A 20463-nucleotide genomic window follows, 5' to 3' on the forward strand; every position below is an offset into this window, starting at 1 on the left:
AACTTGTGGTCTCGACAGGCTCGACCACCGAGAACAAGCTGACCACCGAGAAGGGGTCAGTCTCGAACGCGCACGACCGACTTCCCGAGCGTGCGGCGCTGCTCCATGTCGACCAGCGCCCGGCCGAGCTCCTCCATCTCGTACGTCGCGCCGACCGGCGGGCGGACCACGCCGCTCTCCATCATCGGGACCAGCTCGGCCCACTGCTGCTGCATGAAGCCCGGCCTGGTCATCGCGTAGGCGCCCCAGCCGACACCCCGGACGTCGACGTTGTTGAGCAGCAGCCGGTTGACCTTGACCTGCGGGATGCCCTGCCCGGCGGCGAAACCGACGACGAGCAGCCGGCCCTGGGGCGCGAGCACGCGCAGCGAGTCGGTGAAGGCGTCCCCGCCGACCACGTCCATCACCACGTCGACGCCCTGGCCCCCGGTCAGCGCCATGACCGCGTCCTTGAAGCCGTCGAGCAGCACCGTCTCGTCGGCGCCGGCCCGCTTGGCCGTGGCCGCCTTCTCGTCGGAGCTGACCACGGCGATCGTGCGGGCGCCGTACCCCTTCGCGACCTGGATGGTCGCGGTGCCCACGCCGCCGGCCGCGCCGTGCACCAGCACGGTCTCCCCCGCACGCAGTCCGCCGCGCTCGGCGAGCGCGAACTGCGCGGTCAGGTAGTTCATCGGCAGCGCGGCGCCCTCGTCGAAGGACAGCTGCTCGGGCAGCGCGAAGGTGAACATCGCGGGGGTGGCGACCCGCTCGGCGGCACCGCCGTACGCTCCGACGCCGGCGACCCGCTGGCCCGCCTCGAAGCCGCCGGCCCCGGACTCCGCGGGTCGCAGCACGGTGCCGGCGAAGTCGACGCCGAGGGTGAACGGCGGCTCCGGCTTGAGCTGGTACTCGCCCTTGCTCAGCAGCAGGTCCGGGAAGGAGATGCCGACCCGGTGCACCTCCACCACCACGTCGTCGGGGCCGGGCGTGGGCTCCTCGACGTCGCGGATCTCGAGATCGGCGGGACCGGTGGGCGTGATGACCTGGACGGCGCGCATGTCCTGCACGCTATCGGGGGCTCAGCGCGGGTTGACCAGCGCGTTCATCTCGAAGTGCATCGGGTCCGTGTAGTGCCAGTCGCCGCCCCAGGCGAAGCCCCACTCCTTGAAGATGGACACGACCGTCCGGTCCATCTCGCCGGCCGTGCCCCGCTGGTTCCCGGGCACGTTGAGGTCGAGCGCCAGCCCGAAGGAGTGGTTGGACAGCGAGGTCGTGCCGGCGATGAAGCGCGGGTAGTAGCACCCGGCGTACTCGCCGGGGTGGATTCGATCGGCCAGCCCGCGCTGCACGACCTCCTCGAGGGCGGCCCGCAGCTGCGGGAAGATCAGCGTGTTGCAGGTGACGCTGCCGAGGATCGGCACGCTCTCCGTGGCGATGTGCGAGGAGACCCAGGCCGGGTCGGGCGCGATCCGGCCACCGCCCAGCACGGTGTAGTTGAAGGTGCCGACCGCGTCGGCAACGGTGCCGACCAGGAACGCCGTCTGCTGGACGCTGGTGTCGAGGCCGTAGCGGGCGACCGCGTCGAGCATCTGGACCGACGCCCCTTTGCCGGCCAGCCGCATGATCGGCTTGCGCAGCGAGATCGGGGCGGTCTGCCCGGTCGTGACCAGCAGCGCGTTGCGGGGCTGCATGTCCAGCGTCGGGATCCAGGAGTCGTTGACGACCGCGTCGACGGCCCCCTCGACCTGGGGCGCGAACGCCCCGATGTGCACCACGGACGCGTCCTTCTCGCTGCCCAGGCGCAGGTAGCCCTGGTCATCGAGGGGGAGCTTCCGCTTCAGCTCCGGGCTGATCGCGAGCTCGCCGCCGGCGACGCGGTCCCACACCTCCTGGGTCTCCGCGCTCGCGGCCGGGGTGAAGTTGCGGTACGTCGAGGGGTCGACGGCCGCCACCGTGATGACCTTGTTCTCGATCGGGACCTGGGCAAGCGCGAGGGTCTCCACGTCCTGCACGCCGTCGAGCCGGCGGATCGCCGAGACGGTCCGGTCGCTCAGCGAGTCACCGGTGTAGACGAGGACGTCGGCCAGGCCCAGCGCGCCCTTGCGTGGGCCGGGCGGGGCGACGGCGTGCTCCGGGTCGGCCGCGGCGGCGGTGCTGCTCGTCGTGCTCGACGGGTCGGCTGCGGAGCTGGTCCGGGGCGTGGCCGGGTCCTGGGCCTCCTCGGCGTTGGTGCCGGTGCAGGCAGCCGCCAGCGTCAGCACCGTCGGCAGCGCGAACGCCACCAGTGCACGCCGTCCGCGCATGGCTCTCCCCTCCCCGCGTGATCAGGGTAGGACCGTCGCGCAACCCTGGCCGTCCGGCGGTGAGTCAGCCACCGTCTCCCCGACCGGATCGGTGGCCTGCTGACCGCCCACGCAGAACACCCCGGCCCGGTTCACCCGCGGCGCCGGCGGATCTCCGCGCTGATGGCGGGGACCACCTCGTGCAGGTCCCCGATCACCGCGTGGGTGGCCTTGGTGACCATGGGCGCGTCGGGGTCGGTGTTGATGGCGAGGATGTTCTTCGCGGTGGCGCAGCCGGCCCAGTGCTGGATGGCGCCGCTGATGCCGCAGGGGATGTAGAGGTCCGGCGAGATCCGGCTCCCGGTCTGCCCGACCTGCTCGTGGTGCGGCCGCCAGCCGAGCGAGGTGACCACCCGCGAGACGCCCAGCGAGGCACCGAGGAGCTCGGTCAGCTCGAGGATGTCGGCGAAGCCGTCCGCGCTTCCTGCTCCGCGCCCGGCCCCGACGACCACCCGCGCGGACTTCAGGCTGCCGGACAGGTCCGGCTCGGGCTCGTCGGTCGAGACCACGCGGGCCACCAGGTCCGCCTCGGTCAGCGCCGGCCGGCACTCGACGACCGTGGCCTCGCCCGGGGTCGGCGCCGGGGACGGCTCCACCGCGTGCCCGGCCACGGTGAACACCGCCGGTCGCTGGTCGAGCCGCATCTCCTCGAGCGCGGCCCCGCCCACGACCTGCCGGGTGACCACGAACGGGGACAGGCCCGAGAAGGACAGCACGTTGGCGGCCATCGCCACTCCGGTGCGGGCCGCGACGTGGGCGAGCACCTCGTTGCCCCGCGGCGTACCGGCCGCCATCACCACGACCGAACCGGCCGCCTCGCGGGCCGCCTGCACGGTGGCGGCCCAGGCGGCGCCGGCGAACGCCGCGAGGTCGTCGCTGCCGGCGTGGTGCACGGTGCGGACGCCGTACGACGCCAGCTGCTGCCGCAGGCCGTCGGTCATCGAGCCGATCACCACGGCGTCGATCGGCACGCCCCCGCCGGCGGCGGACAGGTCGCGGGCGAAGGTCAGGGACTCGCGGGACACCTCGACCGCGCCGGCCGCGTCGGTCTCGACCAGGACCAGGATCATCGGGCCAGCACCCCCAGCCGCTCGAGGAGGTCGACCACCGCGGGCGCGGCCTCCGGGCCCTTGCCGAGGACCTGCACGTTGCTGGGCGCCGGCGGCGGCAGCAGCAGCCGGACCCGCTTCGGCCCGGCCGGCTCCGCGGTGGGCGTGCGCTCCTCGATGTGCACCTTCTTCGCCTTCATCCGGCCCGGCACGGTCGGGTAGCGCGGCTCCACGCCCCCCTCGAGCACCGTCACCACGGCGGGCAGCGGCACCCGGTAGGTCTCGTGGCCGTCGGGCCCGTCCCCGCTCGCCACGACACTCTGCCCATCCGGGGCGTCCTCGACGCGGACGGTGGCGACGCCGTTGACGACCGGCCAGCCGAGCTCGTAGGCGAGCCGGATGCCGACCTGGAAGTCGCCACTGTCCGCGGCGTCGTTGCCGAGCAGCACGAGCTCGTGGGCCTCCCCGGCGTCGGCGTGGTCGCGGACCACCGCGGCGATCTCGCGGGCGACGTCCGCCGGCCCGAAGCGGGACGGGTCGGCCTCGATGCGGGTGGCCGCCGTGCACCCCACGGCCAGGGCGGACCGCAGCTGCTCGGTGGCGTCGGCGTCGCCCAGCGTGAGGACGCTGGCCCGACCGCCGGTCGCGGCGGCCACCTGGACGGCCAGCTCGACCGCGCACTCCTCGTGGTTGCTCATGGTGAAGCCGGCGTACCGGCCGTCGACCGCCTGGCCGTCGTCGGTGAGCACGACCTCGCCGGAGGAGTCGACGACCCGCTTGATGCAGACCAGTACCGAAGTCAAGGCAGCCTCCTGAGACGGACGGGGTCCCCGCGGCGTTGTTCGACGGAGGAGCGAAGCGGGGGAGGAGAAGAAGGTCGTGGGGTGTTCATCGGATCCGCTCGTTGGCGGGGTCGAGGAGCCCGGTCGCGTCGACCGAGCCGACGGTGACGGGGTAGAGCTCCTCCATGTACGACACGGCGAGCTGGTTGCCGAGCACCGCCTGGTCGGGCGGCAGGTAGGCCATCAGCAGGTGCTTGCCCAGCGACGGCGCGGAGCCGGCGGTGGTGACGTAGGGGTGGTGCCCGTGGCCGTCGGTGAGCGTGCCCCCGTCGCGGGTGAGGATCGGCTCCCCGCCGAGCATGTAGCGCTTCATCCCGCCGGCCGAGGTGTGGTCGTCGACCGTGAGCGTGCACAGCACCGTCTCGGGAGCCTCCTCGCGCTGCCGCAGGTAGGCCTCCTTGCCGATGAAGTCGGCGGCCTTCACCTTCGGCCGCTGCATCCCGGCCTCGACGATGGTGCGCTCGCCGTCGAGCTCGAAGCCGAAGGCGCGGTAGCCCTTCTCGATCCGGCCGGTGGTGCCGTAGACGCCGATGCCGACCGGCACCGCGCCGTGCGGCGCGCCCGCCTCGAGCAGCGTGTCCCAGACCTCCGCCGCCGCGTCGAACGGCACGTAGAGCTCCCAGCCGAGCTCGCCGACGTAGGAGATCCGCGACGCCAGCACCGTCGTCTCGCCCGACCCGGTGCGCAGCGGCAGCTCGCGGCAGGTCAGGAAGCCGAACCCGCCGTCCGACACGTCCGCGCCGGTCAAGGAGGCCAGGATGTCGCGGGCCCGCGGGCCCCACAGCCCGATGGTCGAGACCTCGGAGGTGAGGTCGGTCAGGGTGGTCGCACCGTCGGCCGGCAGCTGGTCGGCGAACCACTTCCGGTCGGCCATGCCGTGCGCGCCGCCGGTGACGACCCGGAAGTGTTCTCCCCCGGAACCAGCCGAGCCCAGGCGCATGACGGTGAGGTCGGAGCGGAAGCCGCCCTTGGGGTCCAGCACCGGCGTGTAGATGACCTTGCCGACCGGTACGTCGCACTGGGCGACGCAGGTGCGCTGGACGGCGTCGAGGGCGCCCGGACCGGTGATGTCGAAGATGCAGAACGCCGTGAGGTCGATGACGCCGGCGGCCTCCCGCATCCGCAGGTGCTCGGCGTTGATGATGGGGCTCCACCAGCGCGAGTCCCACTCGTGCTCGCGCGGCATCACGGCGTCGCCGTACTCCTCGAGCAGCCCGGCGTTGGACTCGTACCAGTGCGGCCGCTCCCAGCCGGCGGTCTCGTAGAAGAACGCGCCCAGCTTCTTCTGGGACTCGTGCATCGGCGCGAGGCGCTGGTCGCGGTCGGACTCGTACTGCTCGGCCGGGTGGATGATCCCGTAGGTCTTGATGAACGACTCGGTGGTCCGCAGCCGGGTGTGCTCGCGGCGCATCTGGTGCGGGTGGAAGCGGGCGATGTCGCTCGCCGAGACGTCGATCTCGGAGTGACCGTGGGTCATCCACTCCGCGACCGCGCGGCCGACGCCGGGGCCCTCCTTGATCCACACCGCGGCCGCGGTCCACAGCCCCTTGACCAGGCTCTCGCCCAGGATCGGGTTGCCGTCACAGGTCAGCGAGAGCAGGCCGTTGATGGCGTAGCGCATCTCCGCGCCCTCGGCCCCGAGCAGCTCGGGCATCAGCTCGTAGGCCTGCTCGAGCTGGGGGTCGAAGTCGTCGGAGGTGAACGGCATCTCGGTCGGCGACAGCTTGGCCTGCTCGATCGAGGGGATGTCCTCCGGCTCGTGCAGGATCGCTCGGTGGGCGTAGGAGCCGACCTCCATGTCGGCGCCGTGCTGGCGCTCGTAGCAGAAGGTGTCCATGTCCCGGACGATCGGGAAGGAGATCTCGCCCTCGCGCTCGGCCAGCTGCGGGCAGGGACCCACGCTGATCATCTGGTGCACCGCGGGCGTCAGCGGGATGCTGATGCCGGCCATGTCGCCGATCTTGGGGCTCCAGACGCCGCAGGCGATCACGACCACCTCGGCCTCGATGTCGCCGCCGGTGGTGCGCACCCGCGTGATCCTGCGGCTGCCGCCCGGCCCCTCCTCGGTGTCGAGGCCGGTCACCTCCACGGTGGGTACGACGGTCAGCGAGCCGGACTCCAGGGCCTTCTCGCGCATGATCGTGCCCGCGCGCAGCGAGTCGACCACGCCGACGCTCGGGGTCCAGAACGCGCCGATGAACTGGTCGGTCTCGATGAACGGCACCTTCTCCTTCACGAACGCAGGGTCCACGAGCTCGGACTCGATGCCCCACGCCTTCGCGCTCGACATCCGGCGTCGCAGCTCCTCCATCCGCTCCGGTGTGCGGGCGAGCTCGAAGCCGCCGGACTGCGTGAAGACGCCCATCTCCTGGTACTGCCGCACCGAGTCGAGCGTCAGGTCCGTGATCTCCCGGGAGTGGTCCACCGGGAAGATGAAGTTGGACGCGTGGCCGGTCGAGCCGCCCGGGTTGGGCAGCGCTCCCTTGTCGATCTGGACGATGTCGCGCCACCCCAGCCGTGCGAGGTGGTGGACCAGGCTGTTGCCGACGATGCCGGCGCCGATGACGACCACCCGTGCGGTGGTGGGAACCTCTGCCATGAGCCTCTCCCGAGGTCTGTCCGGGTGTTGCGTTATGCGCAACGCTGTGCGTGATGCGAGACACCCCTAGAATCACCCGTGCCCGGCCGGGGTGTCAATGGCCCGGCCGGGCACGAGCTCGTCGGGCGCGGAGCCCCGGTCAGGTGTTCACGACGACGAGGACGCGCCGGTGCCCTGGAGCCAGGCGTCGACCTTGTCCGGGTTGTCCTCCACCCACTTCTTGGCGGCGTCGTCCGGCGACATGCCGTCCTGGCCGATGTAGCTCGAGACCAGGTTCTGGTCCTCGTTCGTCCAGTTGAAGTTCTTGATCAGGTCGACCGCCGGCGAGCCGGACTTCGCGAAGTCGGTCGATATGAGCTTGTTCAGGTGGTACGGCGGGTAGTCGCAGTCGACCTTTGCCGGGTCGGAGTCACAGCCCTTGGTGTAGGGCGGCAGCTTCACGTGGGCGATCTGGATCGGGTCCGTGACCCCGGGCGTCGACTGACCGTCGACCTCGGCGTACCACTGCGGGGTGTAGAAGTAGGCCAGCAGCGCCGTCTTGTTCTCCTGCGCGGACCGGAAGCTCTGCAGCAGGGCGGCCTCGCTGCCACCGACGACGACCTGGTAGTTCAGGTCCAGGTTCTTGACCAGGGCCTCGTCGTTGGTGACGTACGACGGGTCACCGTCGAGCAGCTGCCCCTTGTCGCCGGACTCCGAGGTCTGGAACATGTCGGCGTACTTGTTGAGGTTCTTCCAGTCGGTGATGTCGGGGTACTTGTCCGCCATCCACTGCGGCACGAACCAGCCGATGATGCCCTCGTTGCCCGTCAGGCCGGCGTCCTGCACCGTGCCCTGCTCGTCGATGTACTTCTTGACCAGGGACTCGTGGCCCCAGTTCTCGACGATGGTGTCGATGGAGCCGTCGGCCATGCCCTGCCAGCCGACCTCCTCCTTGACGTCGGGGTAGGTCACGTTGCAGCCGAGCCTGGTCTGCGCCACGTAGCCGATGACGTGTGCGTTGGAGACGTAGCCCGTCCACGGGTTCACCGCGATGTTCAGGTCTCCACAGTCCCCGCTCCCCGAGGAGGACTCCTTGATGTCGCTTCCCCCACAAGCCGCAAGCGCGAGGCCCACGACGGCGGCAAGGACGGCGAGCCGGGTGCGGCGTAGTGCTCGTGCCATTCCTCTGTTCCTCTCTTCGCCCCCCACACCGTCCGCGCAGGGGAAGTCTGTGTCACCGCCCGTAGCGCGCCGCGGCGTACCGTGCGATCCGGTCGAGCATCACGCCCATCGCGGCGATCGCGATGCCGGCGGCCAGGCCCTTGCCGAACAGCTCGACCTGCGAGAACCCCGAGACCACGATGTAGCCGAGGCTTCCGCCGCCGACCATGCCGCCGATGACCACCATCGACAGCACGTAGAGCAGGCCCTGGTTGGTCGCCAGCACCAGCGCCTCGCGCGACATGGGCAGCTGGACCTTCGTGATCATCTGCCAAGCGGTGGCGCCGTTGGCCCGGGCCGCCTCGACGGTCGTCGGCGAGACCCCCCGGATGCCGTCGGCCACGAGCTTCGTGGCAATGGGTACGGCGTACGCCATCGCCGCGACGATCGCGGTGAACCGGCTCGCCGTGAAGAGCGCCAGCGCCGGCACCAGGTAGACGAAGGGCGGGATCGTCTGGAAGGCGTCCAGGAATGGTCGGATCGACACGTCGGCCTTGCGGTTGCGACCCATCGCGACGCCGAGCACGACCGCAATCAGCATCACCAGCGCCGTCGCGATCAGGGTCATCGACAGCGTGACCATGGAGTCGTGCCACAGGCCGGTGGCGTAGATGATCCCCAGGCACACCGCGGTGATCACGGTCGGACGCCAGCCACCGAGGATCGCGGCCACCGCCAGCAGCACGATGGCCATCGTCCACCACGGCGACTCGGCGAGCAGGTCCTGGAACGGGTTGAGGATCCAGTTCGTCACGTCGTCCTTCAGGGCGATGGTGAACGAGTCGACGTGGCTCACGAACCAGTCGGTGAAGTCGTTGATGGACTTGGTGAGCTCGGGCCCGCTGAACCACTTCAGGACCGGCGTGTCGCTCACGTCGGGGAAGTCCGCGAGGTTGACGCGCTGGCGCGAGAGCACGATCGCGATGACGACCGGGATGAACAGCGCGCCGTTGATCAGCCACCGGCCAGCCGTGGTGAGCCGCGGCCGCCGCTGGCCCTTCCCGGCCTCCTCGGTGGCCCACCGTGGCAGGTGCTCGAGCACGACCCCGGAGAGCATGACGCCGGGACCGCTGACCGAGGCCACGTTCGAGCGGCCACGGTTGGCCCCCCGCTCGCTCGCCGCCGTCGTGGTCCGGTCGAGCATGATCGCCATCGCCACGATGGCGAGGCCGGCCACGGAGGCGGCGCCGACGTTCTGGATCTGGAGGGCGGCCACGACGGGCTTGCCGAGGCCGGGGCCGTTGACCAGCGCGGCGATCGTCGCCATGGACAGGGCCGCCATCGTGCACTGGTTGATGCCGACCACGATGGTCCGCTTGGCCATCGGCAGCTGCACCTGCTGGAGCATCTGGCGACGGGTCAGCCCCATGGACTCCGCGGCCTCGATGGTGGTGGAGGAGACCGAGCGGATCCCGTGCTCGGTGATCCGGACGACCGGCGGCAGCGCGTAGATGAACGTGAGGATGACCGCCGTCCCCGCCCCGATGCCGAAGAACAGCGCCAATGGGGCGAGGTAGCAGAACGCCGGCACCGTCTGCATCAGGTCGAGGACCGGGGTGATGCCCGCGGAGGCCACCTTGTTGCGCGCCATCAGGATCCCGACCGGGATGCCGATGACGATGCAGAAGACGACCGACAGCAGGGTGATGATCAGGGTGTCCATGCTGTCGGGCCACAGGCCGACGACGCCGAAGGAGAGCATCGCCAGGGTCACCAGGATCGTCGACCGGACCCCGGCGATCACGTAGGTCACCCAGACCGCGATCGCGATCACGCCCAGCCAGCCGATCTCGGGGACCGGGCGCGGGAAGGCCGGGATGCTGATCAGCTCCTGGAAGAACTCGACCAGCGAGGTCAGGCTGTCACCGATCCAGCCGAGCACGCCCCCGAAGAACCAGTTGTCCTGCCCCTCCAGCTGGACCCAGTCCCGGGCCTCGTTGAACTTGTCGTGAAGCTCGGTCGTGTCCTGGAACCCGAGGGCCTTGGTCCACTCGCCCTTCCAGAGCTGGTAGCAGACCAGCCAGAAGACCAGGACTCCCAACAGCTTCCACCCGGTGTGCCGCTTGCGGCCCAGCTCGACGTACGGCTGCTGCTCCTTGGAGGTGGTGGAGGCCGGGGGCCCGCCCGGGGGGAGCGTCGTGGTGGCCATCAGTCCTCGTCCTCCGCGACCACGACCCGCAGGATGTCCTGGTCGTCGACCACCCCGACCAGCTTGTCGCCCTCGACCACGCGGCACGGGCCGTGGTGGTCCAGGACCGCCCGGGCGGCGTCGCGCACGATCTGGTCGGACTGGAGGACGGGGCCGTCCAGCTCCTGGCCGTTCGGCTGGCGCATGACCCACTTCAGGGTGAGCACGTGAGACTTCGGCACGTCACTGACGAAGTCGCGCACGTAGTCGTCGGCCGGGGCACCGACCACCTCGTCGGGGGTGCCCATCTGCACGACCGCGCCGTCGCGCATGATCAGGATCCGGTCGCCGAGCTTGAGCGCCTCCGCGAGGTCGTGGGTGATGAACACCATCGTCTTGCCGACCTCTTCGTGCAGCCGGATGACCTCGATCTGCATGTCCCGGCGGATCAGCGGGTCAAGGGCCGAGAACGGCTCGTCGAACATCATGATCTCGGGGTTCGCGGCCAGCGCCCGGGCCAGGCCGACGCGCTGCTGCATGCCGCCCGACAGCTGGTCGGGGAAGTTGTTCTCGTAGCCGCTGAGGCCGACGAGGTCGATCATCTCCTGGGCGCGGTTGCGCCGCTCGCCCTTGTGCTCGCCCCGCACCTCGAGGCCGAAGGCGATGTTGTCGACGACCTTGCGGTGCGGCAGCAGCCCGAAGTGCTGGAAGACCATGGACACCTTGCGGCGCCGGGTCTCCAGCAGGTCCCGTTCGGACATCGCGGTGATGTCCTCGCCGAACAGCTCGATCACCCCGGCTGTGGGCTCGATGAGCCGGGTCAGCAGGCGCACCAGGGTCGACTTCCCGGACCCGGAGAGGCCCATCACGACGAACACCTCACCGGGCGCGACGTCGAAGGAGACGTCACGGACGCCGACCACGTGGCCGGTCTTCTCCTGCAGCTCCTTGCGCGAGAGCTGGGAGTCCTCGGAGGCCATGATCTTGTCGGCCCGGGGACCGAAGATCTTCCAGAGTCCCTCCACGTGGACCGCGGGGGTCTCACCGCTCCGGTCGACCGCGCTCGCGGACGGCTGGGCGGGCTGAGCGGGAGGGGTGGTCGAGGTGGTCATGATCGATCCTCCGAGTTGCGGCTGTCGCCGGGCGGATAGAGGGGGGTGCCGTCGCGGAAGCGGTACCAGGGCACGGTGGCCGCCGGGAGCGGGGTGTTGCCGGCGATCAGGTCGGCGGCCTTCTCGGCGACCATCATCACCGGCGCGTAGATGTTGCCGTTGGTGACGAACGGGAAGACCGAGGCGTCGACGACGCGCAGGCCCTCGGTGCCGTGGACGCGCATGGTGGCGGGGTCGACGACCGCCGCCTCGTCCACGCCCATCTTCGCGGTGCACGAGGGGTGCAGGGCCGTCTCGGCGTCCCGGCGCACCCAGTCGAGGATCTCCTCGTCGGTGCTCACCGAGGGCCCGGGCGACAGCTCGCCGTCGTTGTAGGGCGCGAACGCCGGCTGGTTGAGGATGTCGCGGGCGACCCGGACCGCCTCCACCCACTCCCGCTTGTCGTTGGGCGTGGAGAGGTAGTTGAACTGCATCGAGGGGTGCACGCGGGGGTCCCGGGACCGGATCCGCACCCAGCCCCGGGTGTCGGCGTACATCGGGCCGATGTGGACCTGGTAGCCGTGGCCCTTCGTCGGGGACGAGCCGTCGTACCGGATCGCGACGGGCAGGAAGTGGAACATCAGGTTGGGGTAGTCCACGTCCTCGTTGCTGCGGGCGAAGCCGCCACCCTCGAAGTGGTTGGTGGCGCCCAGCCCGGAGCGGTGGAAGAGCCAGTCGTAGGCGATCTTGGGGCGGGCCCGCCAGCGCAGGCCGGGGGCGATCGAGACCGGCAGCTTGGAGGCGTACTGGATGTAGACCTCGAGGTGGTCCTGGAGGTTCTCGCCGACCCCGGGCAGGTGGTGGACGACGTCGACGCCCTGGTTGCGCAGCAGCGTCTGGTCACCGACGCCGGAGAGCTGCAGCAGCTGCGGGGTGTTGATGGCGCCGCCGCACAGGATCACCTCGCCGGCGGTCACGCTGCGGTGCAGCCGGCCGCCGCGCAGGTAGTCGACCCCGACCGCCCGCTTGCCCTGGAAGCGCACCCCGGTGACGAACGCCAGCGTCTCGACCCGGAGGTTCTTGCGGGCGCGGACCGGGTGCAGGTAGGCCCGGGCCGCGGAGAGCCGGCGGCCGCGATGGACGTTGCGGTCGAACTTGGCGAACCCCTCCTGGCGGTAGCCGTTGACGTCGTCGGTCAGCGGGTAGCCCGCCTCCTGCGCGGCCTGGAAGAAGGCCCCGAAGAGCGGGTTGGCCGCCGGGCCGCGCTCGACCACCAGCGGGCCGGAGCCGCCGCGCCAGTCGTCGGCGCCGTTGGCGCCGTCCTCGAGGAGGACGGTCTCCATCTTCTTGAAGTACGGCAGGCAGTGCAGGTAGTCCCAGGCCTCCATGCCCGGCTCCCGGCCCCACCGCTCGTAGTCCATCGGGTTGCCCCGCTGGAAGATCATCCCGTTGATGCTGCTCGACCCGCCGAGGACCTTCCCGCGGGCGTGGAAGATGCGCCGGCCGTTCATGTGCGGCTCGGGATCGGTCTCGTACTTCCAGTCGTAGAGGCGGTTGCCGATCGGGATCGGCAGCGCCGCGGGCATGTGGATGAACGGGTCCAGCTTCAGGTCGGAGCGACCGGCCTCGAGCACCAGCACGCGGGTGCCGGGGTCGGCGGAGAGCCGGTTCGCCAGGGCGCACCCCGCCGAGCCACCGCCGACGATGACGACGTCGTACCGGTCGTCGCTCATGCACCCTCCTCCCGGAACAGCCCCGAGCTAGCCGTGGAACCAGCCCTGGACGGCTGGACGAATGTTGTGCCACACGTGCTTGGTCTCGCGGTACTCCTCCAGCCCGGCGCTCCCGAGCTCCCGACCGATTCCGGACTGCTTGTAGCCGCCCCACTCGGCCTGCGGCACGTAGGGGTGGTAGTCGTTGATCCAGACGGTGCCCATCCGCAGCCCCGCCGCGACCCGTTCGGCCCGGCCGGCGTCCCGGGTCCACACCGCCCCGGCGAGCCCGTAGATGCTGTCGTTGGCGATCGCGACCGCCTCGTCCTCGGTGCGGAAGGTCTCGACGGTGAGCACCGGGCCGAAGGACTCGTCCTGGGTCACCGACATCGCGCTGGTGCAGCGGTCCAGCACGGTCGGCAGGTAGTAGAAGCCGTCGGCGAGGGCGGGGTCGTCGGGGCGGGCTCCGCCGCAGCGCAGTACGGCGCCCTCCGCGAGCCCGTCAGCGACGTACCGCTCGACCTTCTCGCGGTGCGCGGCGCTGGTCAGCGGACCGGTCTCGGCCTTGTCGTCGAAGGGGCCCCCGAGCCGGATCCGGCCGGCGCGCTCGACGACGGCGTCGACGAGCTCGTCGTGGACCGACTCCTCGACCAGCAGGCGGGCGCCGGCCGAGCAGACCTGGCCGGAGTGCAGGAAGACCGCGGTCAGCGCGAAGTCCAGCGCCACCTCGAGGTCGGCGTCCGCGAAGACGATGTTCGGGTTCTTGCCGCCGAGCTCCAGCGCCACCTTCTTCACGCTGGCCGCCGCGGAGGCCATGATCGCCTTGCCCGTGGCCAGGCCACCCGTGAAGGACACCAGGTCGACCCGCGGGTCCGCCGAGAGCGGGGCACCGGCGGCCGCCCCCGCGCCGAGCACGAGGTTGCCGACGCCGGCGGGGAGGCCGGCCTCCTCGAGCAGGCGCATCAGGTGGATGGCGCTGTGCGGCGTGATCTCGCTGGGCTTGAGCACGAACGTGTTGCCCGCCGCGAGGCAGGGCGCGACCTTCCACGAGACCTGGAGCAGGGGGTAGTTCCACGGCGTGATCAGGCCGCAGACGCCGACCGGCTCGTGCACGATCCGGCTGACCACGTCGGGGTTCCCGGTGTCGACGACCCGCCCGGACTCCTCCGCGGCCACCCGCCCGTAGTGACGGAAGACCGAGACCACGTCGGCGACGTCGTACTCGCTCTCGACGAGGCGCTTGCCGGTGTCGCGGGACTCGAGCTCGGCGACGACGGCGGTGTCGCGCTCCAGCAGGTCGGCCAGGCGCAGCAGCAGGTCGCCGCGCTCCCGCGCGGACGTGCGCGGCCACGGTCCCTCGTGGAAGGCGCGGTGGGCGGCGGTGATCGCGGCCGCGGTGTCCTCAGCCCCGGCCTCGTCGACCTCGGCGACCAGGCTCCCGTCGGCCGGGCACCGGATCTCGCGCCGCGCTCCCGAGCGCGCGTTCAACCACACCCCGTCGACGTAGAGCTCCGGCATAGGCCACCCTCCGCACCTGCGTTGCGTCCTCCGCAACGAGTTCCCTCAGTCGCAACCGGTGGAACATTCCGAGAATGCTGCGGTCCCAGGTGTCACGTCAAGGACTTTCGGTCACACGTGACCAAGGTGAGGCACGCAGCGACCCCCAGGACCAGGCCGAGTCGGCGCAGTTTCACCCTGCGGCCCTGCCGAGTCGGCGCAGTTGTACGCCGTCATCCCGTCGAGTCGGCGCAGCTTCACCGTTCGGCTCGACCCGGATCCCACGAGCCGGCGTCAAACTGCGCCGACTCGGCCTTCCTGGGGCGTCAAACTGCGCCGCCTCGGCATGGGTCGTGGGTCAGCGGTGGCCCCAGCCGAGGCGGTGGGAGACCTCCAGCGCCGCGTCCACCAGCAGCGGGATCACTCCCTCGACCCGCTCGGACGTGAGCCGGAAGGTCGGACCGGAGACACTGAGCGAGGCGATGACGTCACCGTGGGCGTTGCGGATCGGCGCGGCCGCCGCGGTGAGCCCCACCTCGAGCTCGTCCACGGCCACGGCGTACCCCTGCTCGCGGACGAGCTTGACCTCCTCACGCAGCCGCGACTTCTGGGTGATCGTCACCGCGGTGTAGCGCGACAGGCCGCCGAGCACCCCGTCCAGGGCCGCGTCGTCCAGCCCGCTGAGCAGCACCTTGCCGTTGCTGGTGGCATGCAGCGGGATGTGCTGGCCCACCCAGTTGTGCGGCTGGAGGGCCGAGCTGCCGGCGACCTGGTCCAGGTAGAGCGCCGAGCTCTCCGAGAGCACCGCGATGTTCACGGTCTCCCCGGTGTCGGCGGCGAGCTGGCGGCAGACCGGCCGGGCCTCCTGGACCAGGTCGAGCCGGGCGGTCGTGGCGCCGGCCAGCCGCAGGATCCCCACGCCGAGGCGGTACTTGCCCCGCTCGGCGGTCTGCTCGACGAGCCGGTGCGCCTCCAGCGTGGTCACCAGCCGGAAGGCGGTGCTCTTGTGGACCCCGAGCTCCGCGGCGACCTCGGTGACGCCGGCCTCGCCGATGCGGGCGAGCACCTCCAGGATGGTCAGCGCCCGGTCGACGGACTGGACCCCGCCGTTGACCTCGCCTGCGTTGCTCATGGCGCAACGCTAAGCCGCACCACGCAACACCGCCAGTCAGCGGAAGACGACGGTGCGGTGCCCGTTGAGCAGCACCCGGGACTCCGAGTGCCAGCGCACGGCCCGCGAGAGCACCTGCGCCTCGACGTCGCGGCCGGCCGCGACCAGCTGCTCCCGGGTGTGGTTGTGGTCCACCCGGATCACGTCCTGCTCGATGATCGGCCCCTCGTCGAGGTCGCCCGTCACGTAGTGGGCGGTCGCGCCGACCAGCTTCACGCCCCGGTCGTAGGCCTGGTGGTAGGGCTTGGCGCCCTTGAAGCTCGGCAGGAACGAGTGGTGGATGTTGATCGCCCGGCCGCTCAGCTCACGGCACAGGTCGTCGGAGAGCACCTGCATGTAGCGGGCCAGGACCACCAGGTCGACGTCGTGCTCCTTGACCAGACGCAGCAGCTCGGCCTCCGCGGCGGGCTTGGTCTCGGGCGTCACCGGGACGTGCGCGAAGTCCAGCCCGTAGGAGCGCACCAGCGCCTCGGCGTCGGGGTGGTTGGAGACCACGACCGGGATGTCGATCTGCAGCGCGCCGGTGCTGTGCCGGAACAGCAGGTCGTTGAGGCAGTGCAGGTGCTTGCTGACCATGATCAGCGTGCGGTACGGCGCCTCCGCGTCCCACAGCTCGTAGCGCATCTGGAACCGGGCGGCGATCTCGACGAAGTCGGCGCGCAGCTGCTCGACCAGCGTCGGCCCCGCGGTCACGAAGTCGATGCGCATGAAGAACCGGCCGGTGTCGACGTCCCCGAACTGCTGGCTCTCCAGGATGTTGCCGCCGTGCTCGAGCAGGAAGGCGGAGACGGCGTGCACGATGCCCGGGCGGTCCGGGCAGTCGAGGACCAGGACGAAGTCGCCGGCCGGCATGCTGGCGTTGGGGGACACGGCGTTCGATGAGCTGGGCACGGGCATCAGTCTCCCAGTTCGGCCCGGCGGCGGACGACGTACTCCTCCAGCTCCTGGCGGATCGCGTCGTCGAGCGGCGGCTGCTCGTACTCCTCGAGCTTCTTGCGGTAGATCTCGCCGGCGCGGGCGGCGGTGTCCTTGGCACCGTTGCGCATCCAGCGCTCGTAGTTCTCCGAAGACGACAGCATCGGCCTGTAGAAGCAGGTCCGGAACCGCTCCATCGTGTGCATGGCGCCGAGGAAGTGGCCGCCGTGCCCGACCTCCTGGTGGGCGTCGAAGGCCATCGACGCCTCGTCGATCTCCAGCGGGGTGAACTCGTGCTGCAGCATCTGCACCAGCTCGACGTCGATGATGAACTTCTCGTAGCCCGCGACCAGGCCGCCCTCGAGCCAGCCGGCCGAGTGCATCACCCAGTTGGCGCCGGCCAGGAACGTCGGGAGCAGCGTCATCAGCGCCTCGTAGCCGGCCTGCGCGTCGGGCACCTGCGAGGAGGTCATCCCGCCACCGGTGCGGAACGGCAGCCCGAAGTGCCGGGCGATCTGGCCGGTGCAGAGCAGGCCCAGCCCCGACTCCGGCGTGCCGAAGGTCGGCGAGCCCGACTGCATGTCGATGTTGGACAGGAACGACCCGAAGATCACCGGCGCCCCGGGGCGGATCAGCTGCGAGAGCGCGATCCCCGACAGCGCCTCGGCCATCTGCTGCACCAGCGCCGCCGGGATCGTCACCGGCGACATCGCGCCCATCAGGATGAACGGCGTGAGTACCACCGGCTGGTTGGCCGCGGAGTACTCGAACTGCGCCTCCAGCATCCGGTCGTCCCAGCGCAGCGGGGAGTTGCAGTTGATCAGCGAGATGGTGGCCGGCGTCTGCTCGATCGCCTCGCGGGACCCGAAGAGGATCCCGGTCATCGCCAGGGTGTCGCGGGCGTTCACCCCGGACACGACGTTGCCCATGTAGACCTTGTCGGTCAGCGTCTGCAGGGCATAGGTCATGTCGAGGTGGCGGCTGTCCAGCGGGGTGTCGTTGGGCTCGGTGACCACGCCACCGGCCGAGTCGAGCGCGCCGAAGGTCTGCGCCAGCCGGCTGAAGTTGCGGAAGTCGTCCATGGTGCCGTCCCGGCGTACGTCGCCCTCCCGGACGAACGGCGGACCGTAGACCGCCCCGAACGCCATCGCGTCGCCACCGATGTGCACGTCGTGCTCGTGGTTGCGGGCCTGGACGTCGAACTCGCGCGGCGCCTTCGCGACCTGCTCCAGGACGAAGTCCGGGTCGAGGAAGACGGTGTTGTCCTCGACCTTCTGGCCGGCCTCGCGGAACAGGTCCAGCGCACGGCTGTCCAAGAACTCGACGCCGATCTCGGTGACGAGCCGGCGCCAGCCCCCGTCCAGGGTGGCCATCGCCTCCTCGGAGAGGACCTCGTAGCGCGGCATGCGATTGCGGAACATCGAACCTCCTGCGGCGGCGATTCCGGGTGGGCGCGTCCCTTGACCGCACCCTTGTCGCGATCCTAGCCTCATCATGTGGGACTTTGGTTCCATGATGTGGAACCACATGAGGGAAATCCCGAACCAGGAGTCGAGACGTTGAGCGAGAGCGCGACCAGCAACGGCACGGGGACCGGCACCCAGGCCGTCGACCGCGCGGCGCTGCTGGTGTCCACGGTGGTGGGCGCCGACGAGCCGCTCACCTTCGCCGACCTGCAGGAGGAGTGCGGGCTGGCCAAGTCGACGACCTCGCGGATGCTCTCCGCGCTCGAGCGCACCGGGCTGCTGGAGCGCAACGAGTCCGGCTCGTACGTCGCCGGCCGGCTGTTCTGGCTGTACGCCGCGCGGCACGACCCGTGGGAGGAGCTGGTCCGCCTGGCCCGGCCGACCCTCGAGGAGATCGGCGAGGACACCCACGAGACGGTCCACCTGAGCGTCGCCCGCGGCGACCGGGTCGTCCAGGTCGTCCAGGTGGACTCGCGCTACATGCTCGGCAGCCGCGACTGGACCGAGGTCGACGTGCCCGTGCACTGCTCGGCGCTGGGCAAGGTGTTCCTCGCCTACGGGGCGCTGCCGATCCCCGAGGGACCGCTGGAGCGCCCGACCGAGGTCACCCTGTCGGACCCCGACGACCTGCGACGCGACGGCGAGCGGACCCGCCGCCGCGGCTGGGCGGTCACCGCCGACGAGCTCGAGGTCGGGCTCAGCGGCGTCGCCGTACCGGTCTACGACCACCGCGGCCAGCTGGTCGCGGCCCTGGGCGTCTCGGGGCCCACCCCACGGATGGAGGGCCGGCTCGACGAGCTCGGCCGACAGCTCCTCGAACATGCCGCGCAGCTCTCCACGCTGCTGCGCGGCCGGACACGCAAGGAGGGCGTGGCATGACTCCAGAGGAAATCCTGCAGGGCCTCTACGACGAGACCCTGGTGGGCAACGCCCCCCGGGTCCTCGAGCTCACCAACGACGGGCTCGGGCTCGGCATGGAGCCGCAGACCCTGCTGTTCGACGCGCTGATCCCCTCCCTCGAGGAGGTCGGCGCCCGGTTCGAGCGCGGCGACTTCTTCGTGCCGGAGATGCTCATCGCCGGTCGCGCGATGGCCGGGGCCATGGAGCGGCTGCGGCCGCTGCTGGCGGAGACCGGCGTGCAGACCATCGGCAAGTTCCTGATGGGCACCGTCAAGGGCGACGTCCACGACATCGGCAAGAACCTCGTGAACATCATGCTCGAGGGCGCCGGCTTCGAGGTGATCGACCTCGGCGTCCAGGTGGCCCCGGAGAAGTTCGTCGCGGCGATCGAGGAGCACCAGCCCGACATCGTCGGCTTCTCGGCGTTCCTCACCACCACGATGCCGATGTTCAAGGCGAACATGAACGCCCTCGAGAAGGCCGGCATCCGCGACACGGTCATCGTCATGGTCGGCGGCGCTCCCGTCACCCAGGAGTACGCCGACGCGGTCGGCGCGGACGGGTACGCCGCGGACGCCTCGGCCACCGTCAAGCGCGCCAAGGCCCTGCTCGACGACCGCCGCGCCAAGGTCCCCGCATGAGCACCCCACGAAACTGCTCGCTGCGCTCGCACTTCCGCGGGGACCCCGCATGAGGGGCCCGGCCGAGCCGAAGGAGACCGTGCTCCGCTCCGCCACCAAGGAGGTCGTGCTCGGCCACGGCCGGCGGTTCTGCCTGATCGGCGAGCGGATCAACCCCACCGGCCGGAAGATCTTCCAGGAGCAGCTGCGCGCGGGCGACCTGTCCGCGATCGAGCGCGACGTGCACGCCCAGGTCGCCGGGGGCGCCGACGTCCTCGACGTGAACATGGGCGTCCCGCTCACCGACGAGCCCGACCTGCTGTCGCGGGCGATCCACCTGGTGCAGGAGCTGACCGACGCCCCGATCTGCATCGACTCCTCGGTGGTCGAGGCGCTCGAGGCCGGGCTGGCGGCGTACCGGGGCCGCGCACTGGTCAACTCCATCACCGCCGAGGACGACCGGATGGCCGCGATCCTCCCGCTGGTCAAGAAGTACGACGCCGCGATCATCGCGCTGCCCAACGATCACGACGAGATCCCGATGGAGGCCGACAAGCGGCTCGAGCTGACCGCCAAGATCGTCCGCGTCGCGACCGAGGAGTACGGCATCGCCGCCGCCGACATCGTCATCGACCCGCTGGCCATGCCGATCGGCGCGGACACGTCGGTGGTGCGCACCACCCTGGAGACGATCTCGCGGATCCGGCACGACTTCGGGCTCAACATGACGCTCGGCGCCTCCAACGTCTCCTTCGGCATGCCCGACCGCCACACCCTGGGCGCGGCGTTCCTGCCGATGGCGATGCACGCGGGGCTGACCAGCGCGATCATGGACGCCCGGACCCCGCAGATCGTCGACGCGGTCAAGGCCGCGGACCTGCTGCTCGACCACGACGAGTGGGGCATGGCCTGGATCGCGGCCCACCGCAAGAAGCAGGCAGCGACGGCGTGA

The 20463-nt window shown here is 70.7% G+C and carries 16 protein-coding genes; 3 read left to right on the forward strand and 13 right to left on the reverse strand.

The genetic code is table 11. The annotated features are described in order from the left end of the window. Positions 1-56: 56 nt before the first annotated feature. The 13 genes from ABD268_RS05440 to ABD268_RS05500 all read right to left on the reverse strand — a co-directional run bounded on the left by ABD268_RS05440 (position 57) and on the right by ABD268_RS05500 (position 17946). Positions 57-1037, reverse strand: coding sequence for an NADPH:quinone oxidoreductase family protein (locus ABD268_RS05440; RefSeq protein WP_344148755.1), 981 nt, complete (start codon positions 1035-1037; stop codon positions 57-59). Between the two features lie 21 nt (positions 1038-1058). Then, on the reverse strand, positions 1059-2282 hold the full coding sequence (locus ABD268_RS05445; protein ID WP_344148758.1) for a M15 family metallopeptidase: 1224 nt from the start codon (positions 2280-2282) through the stop codon (positions 1059-1061). A 131-nt stretch (positions 2283-2413) separates the two neighbouring features. Further along, entirely contained in the window at positions 2414-3391 is a 978-nt protein-coding gene (locus tag ABD268_RS05450) for an electron transfer flavoprotein subunit alpha/FixB family protein (RefSeq protein WP_344148761.1), read from the reverse strand. Further along, on the reverse strand, positions 3388-4173 hold the full coding sequence (locus tag ABD268_RS05455) for an electron transfer flavoprotein subunit beta/FixA family protein (RefSeq protein WP_344148764.1): 786 nt from the start codon (positions 4171-4173) through the stop codon (positions 3388-3390). Before ABD268_RS05455 ends, ABD268_RS05450 begins: the two co-directional genes overlap by 4 nt. Positions 4174-4258: 85 nt before the next feature. Beyond that, positions 4259-6811: a GcvT family protein gene (locus ABD268_RS05460; protein WP_344148767.1), complete on the reverse strand. Its 2553-nt coding sequence runs from the start codon at positions 6809-6811 to the stop codon at positions 4259-4261. Positions 6812-6958: 147 nt separating this feature from the next. Continuing rightward, the gene (locus ABD268_RS05465; protein ID WP_344148770.1) at positions 6959-7972 is read right to left on the reverse strand and encodes an ABC transporter substrate-binding protein; all 1014 of its coding nucleotides are present in this window, start codon (positions 7970-7972) and stop codon (positions 6959-6961) included. 52 nt (positions 7973-8024) lie between these two features. Further along, positions 8025-10160, reverse strand: a complete 2136-nt coding sequence (locus ABD268_RS05470; RefSeq protein ID WP_344148773.1) for an ABC transporter permease — start codon at positions 10158-10160, stop codon at positions 8025-8027. Beyond that, entirely contained in the window at positions 10160-11251 is a 1092-nt protein-coding gene (locus ABD268_RS05475) for a quaternary amine ABC transporter ATP-binding protein (RefSeq protein WP_344148775.1), read from the reverse strand. The genes ABD268_RS05470 and ABD268_RS05475 overlap by 1 nt, the downstream gene beginning before the upstream one ends. After that, positions 11248-12963 carry a choline dehydrogenase gene (gene betA, locus ABD268_RS05480; RefSeq protein WP_344148778.1) on the reverse strand — a complete coding sequence of 572 codons (1716 nt, stop codon included), beginning with the start codon at positions 12961-12963 and terminating at the stop codon, positions 11248-11250. Before betA ends, ABD268_RS05475 begins: the two co-directional genes overlap by 4 nt. Positions 12964-12990: 27 nt before the next feature. Then, positions 12991-14460 (reverse strand): aldehyde dehydrogenase family protein, encoded by a 1470-nt coding sequence (locus ABD268_RS05485; RefSeq protein ID WP_344148781.1) that lies wholly within the window; start codon positions 14458-14460, stop codon positions 12991-12993. 337 nt (positions 14461-14797) lie between these two features. Further along, positions 14798-15571 carry an IclR family transcriptional regulator gene (locus ABD268_RS05490; protein ID WP_344148784.1) on the reverse strand — a complete coding sequence of 258 codons (774 nt, stop codon included), beginning with the start codon at positions 15569-15571 and terminating at the stop codon, positions 14798-14800. A gap of 36 nt (positions 15572-15607) precedes the next feature. Next, complete coding sequence (purU, locus tag ABD268_RS05495) at positions 15608-16462, reverse strand: formyltetrahydrofolate deformylase (RefSeq protein ID WP_344149190.1); 855 nt, start codon at positions 16460-16462, stop codon at positions 15608-15610. A gap of 44 nt (positions 16463-16506) precedes the next feature. After that, on the reverse strand, positions 16507-17946 hold the full coding sequence (locus ABD268_RS05500; RefSeq protein WP_344148787.1) for a trimethylamine methyltransferase family protein: 1440 nt from the start codon (positions 17944-17946) through the stop codon (positions 16507-16509). Positions 17947-18084: 138 nt separating this feature from the next. Here ABD268_RS05500 and ABD268_RS05505 point away from each other — a divergent pair, with 138 nt between their 5' ends. The 3 genes from ABD268_RS05505 to ABD268_RS05515 are packed head-to-tail and all read left to right on the forward strand — an operon-like array spanning position 18085 to position 20463. Further along, positions 18085-18870, forward strand: coding sequence for an IclR family transcriptional regulator (locus ABD268_RS05505; RefSeq protein WP_344148790.1), 786 nt, complete (start codon positions 18085-18087; stop codon positions 18868-18870). Continuing rightward, positions 18867-19532 carry a corrinoid protein gene (locus ABD268_RS05510; RefSeq protein WP_344148793.1) on the forward strand — a complete coding sequence of 222 codons (666 nt, stop codon included), beginning with the start codon at positions 18867-18869 and terminating at the stop codon, positions 19530-19532. Before ABD268_RS05505 ends, ABD268_RS05510 begins: the two co-directional genes overlap by 4 nt. 49 nt (positions 19533-19581) lie before the next feature. After that, positions 19582-20463: a dihydropteroate synthase gene (locus ABD268_RS05515; RefSeq protein ID WP_344148796.1), complete on the forward strand. Its 882-nt coding sequence runs from the start codon at positions 19582-19584 to the stop codon at positions 20461-20463.

The sequence above is a fragment of the Nocardioides koreensis genome (assembly GCF_039531775.1).
Classification (GTDB): domain Bacteria; phylum Actinomycetota; class Actinomycetes; order Propionibacteriales; family Nocardioidaceae; genus Nocardioides; species Nocardioides koreensis.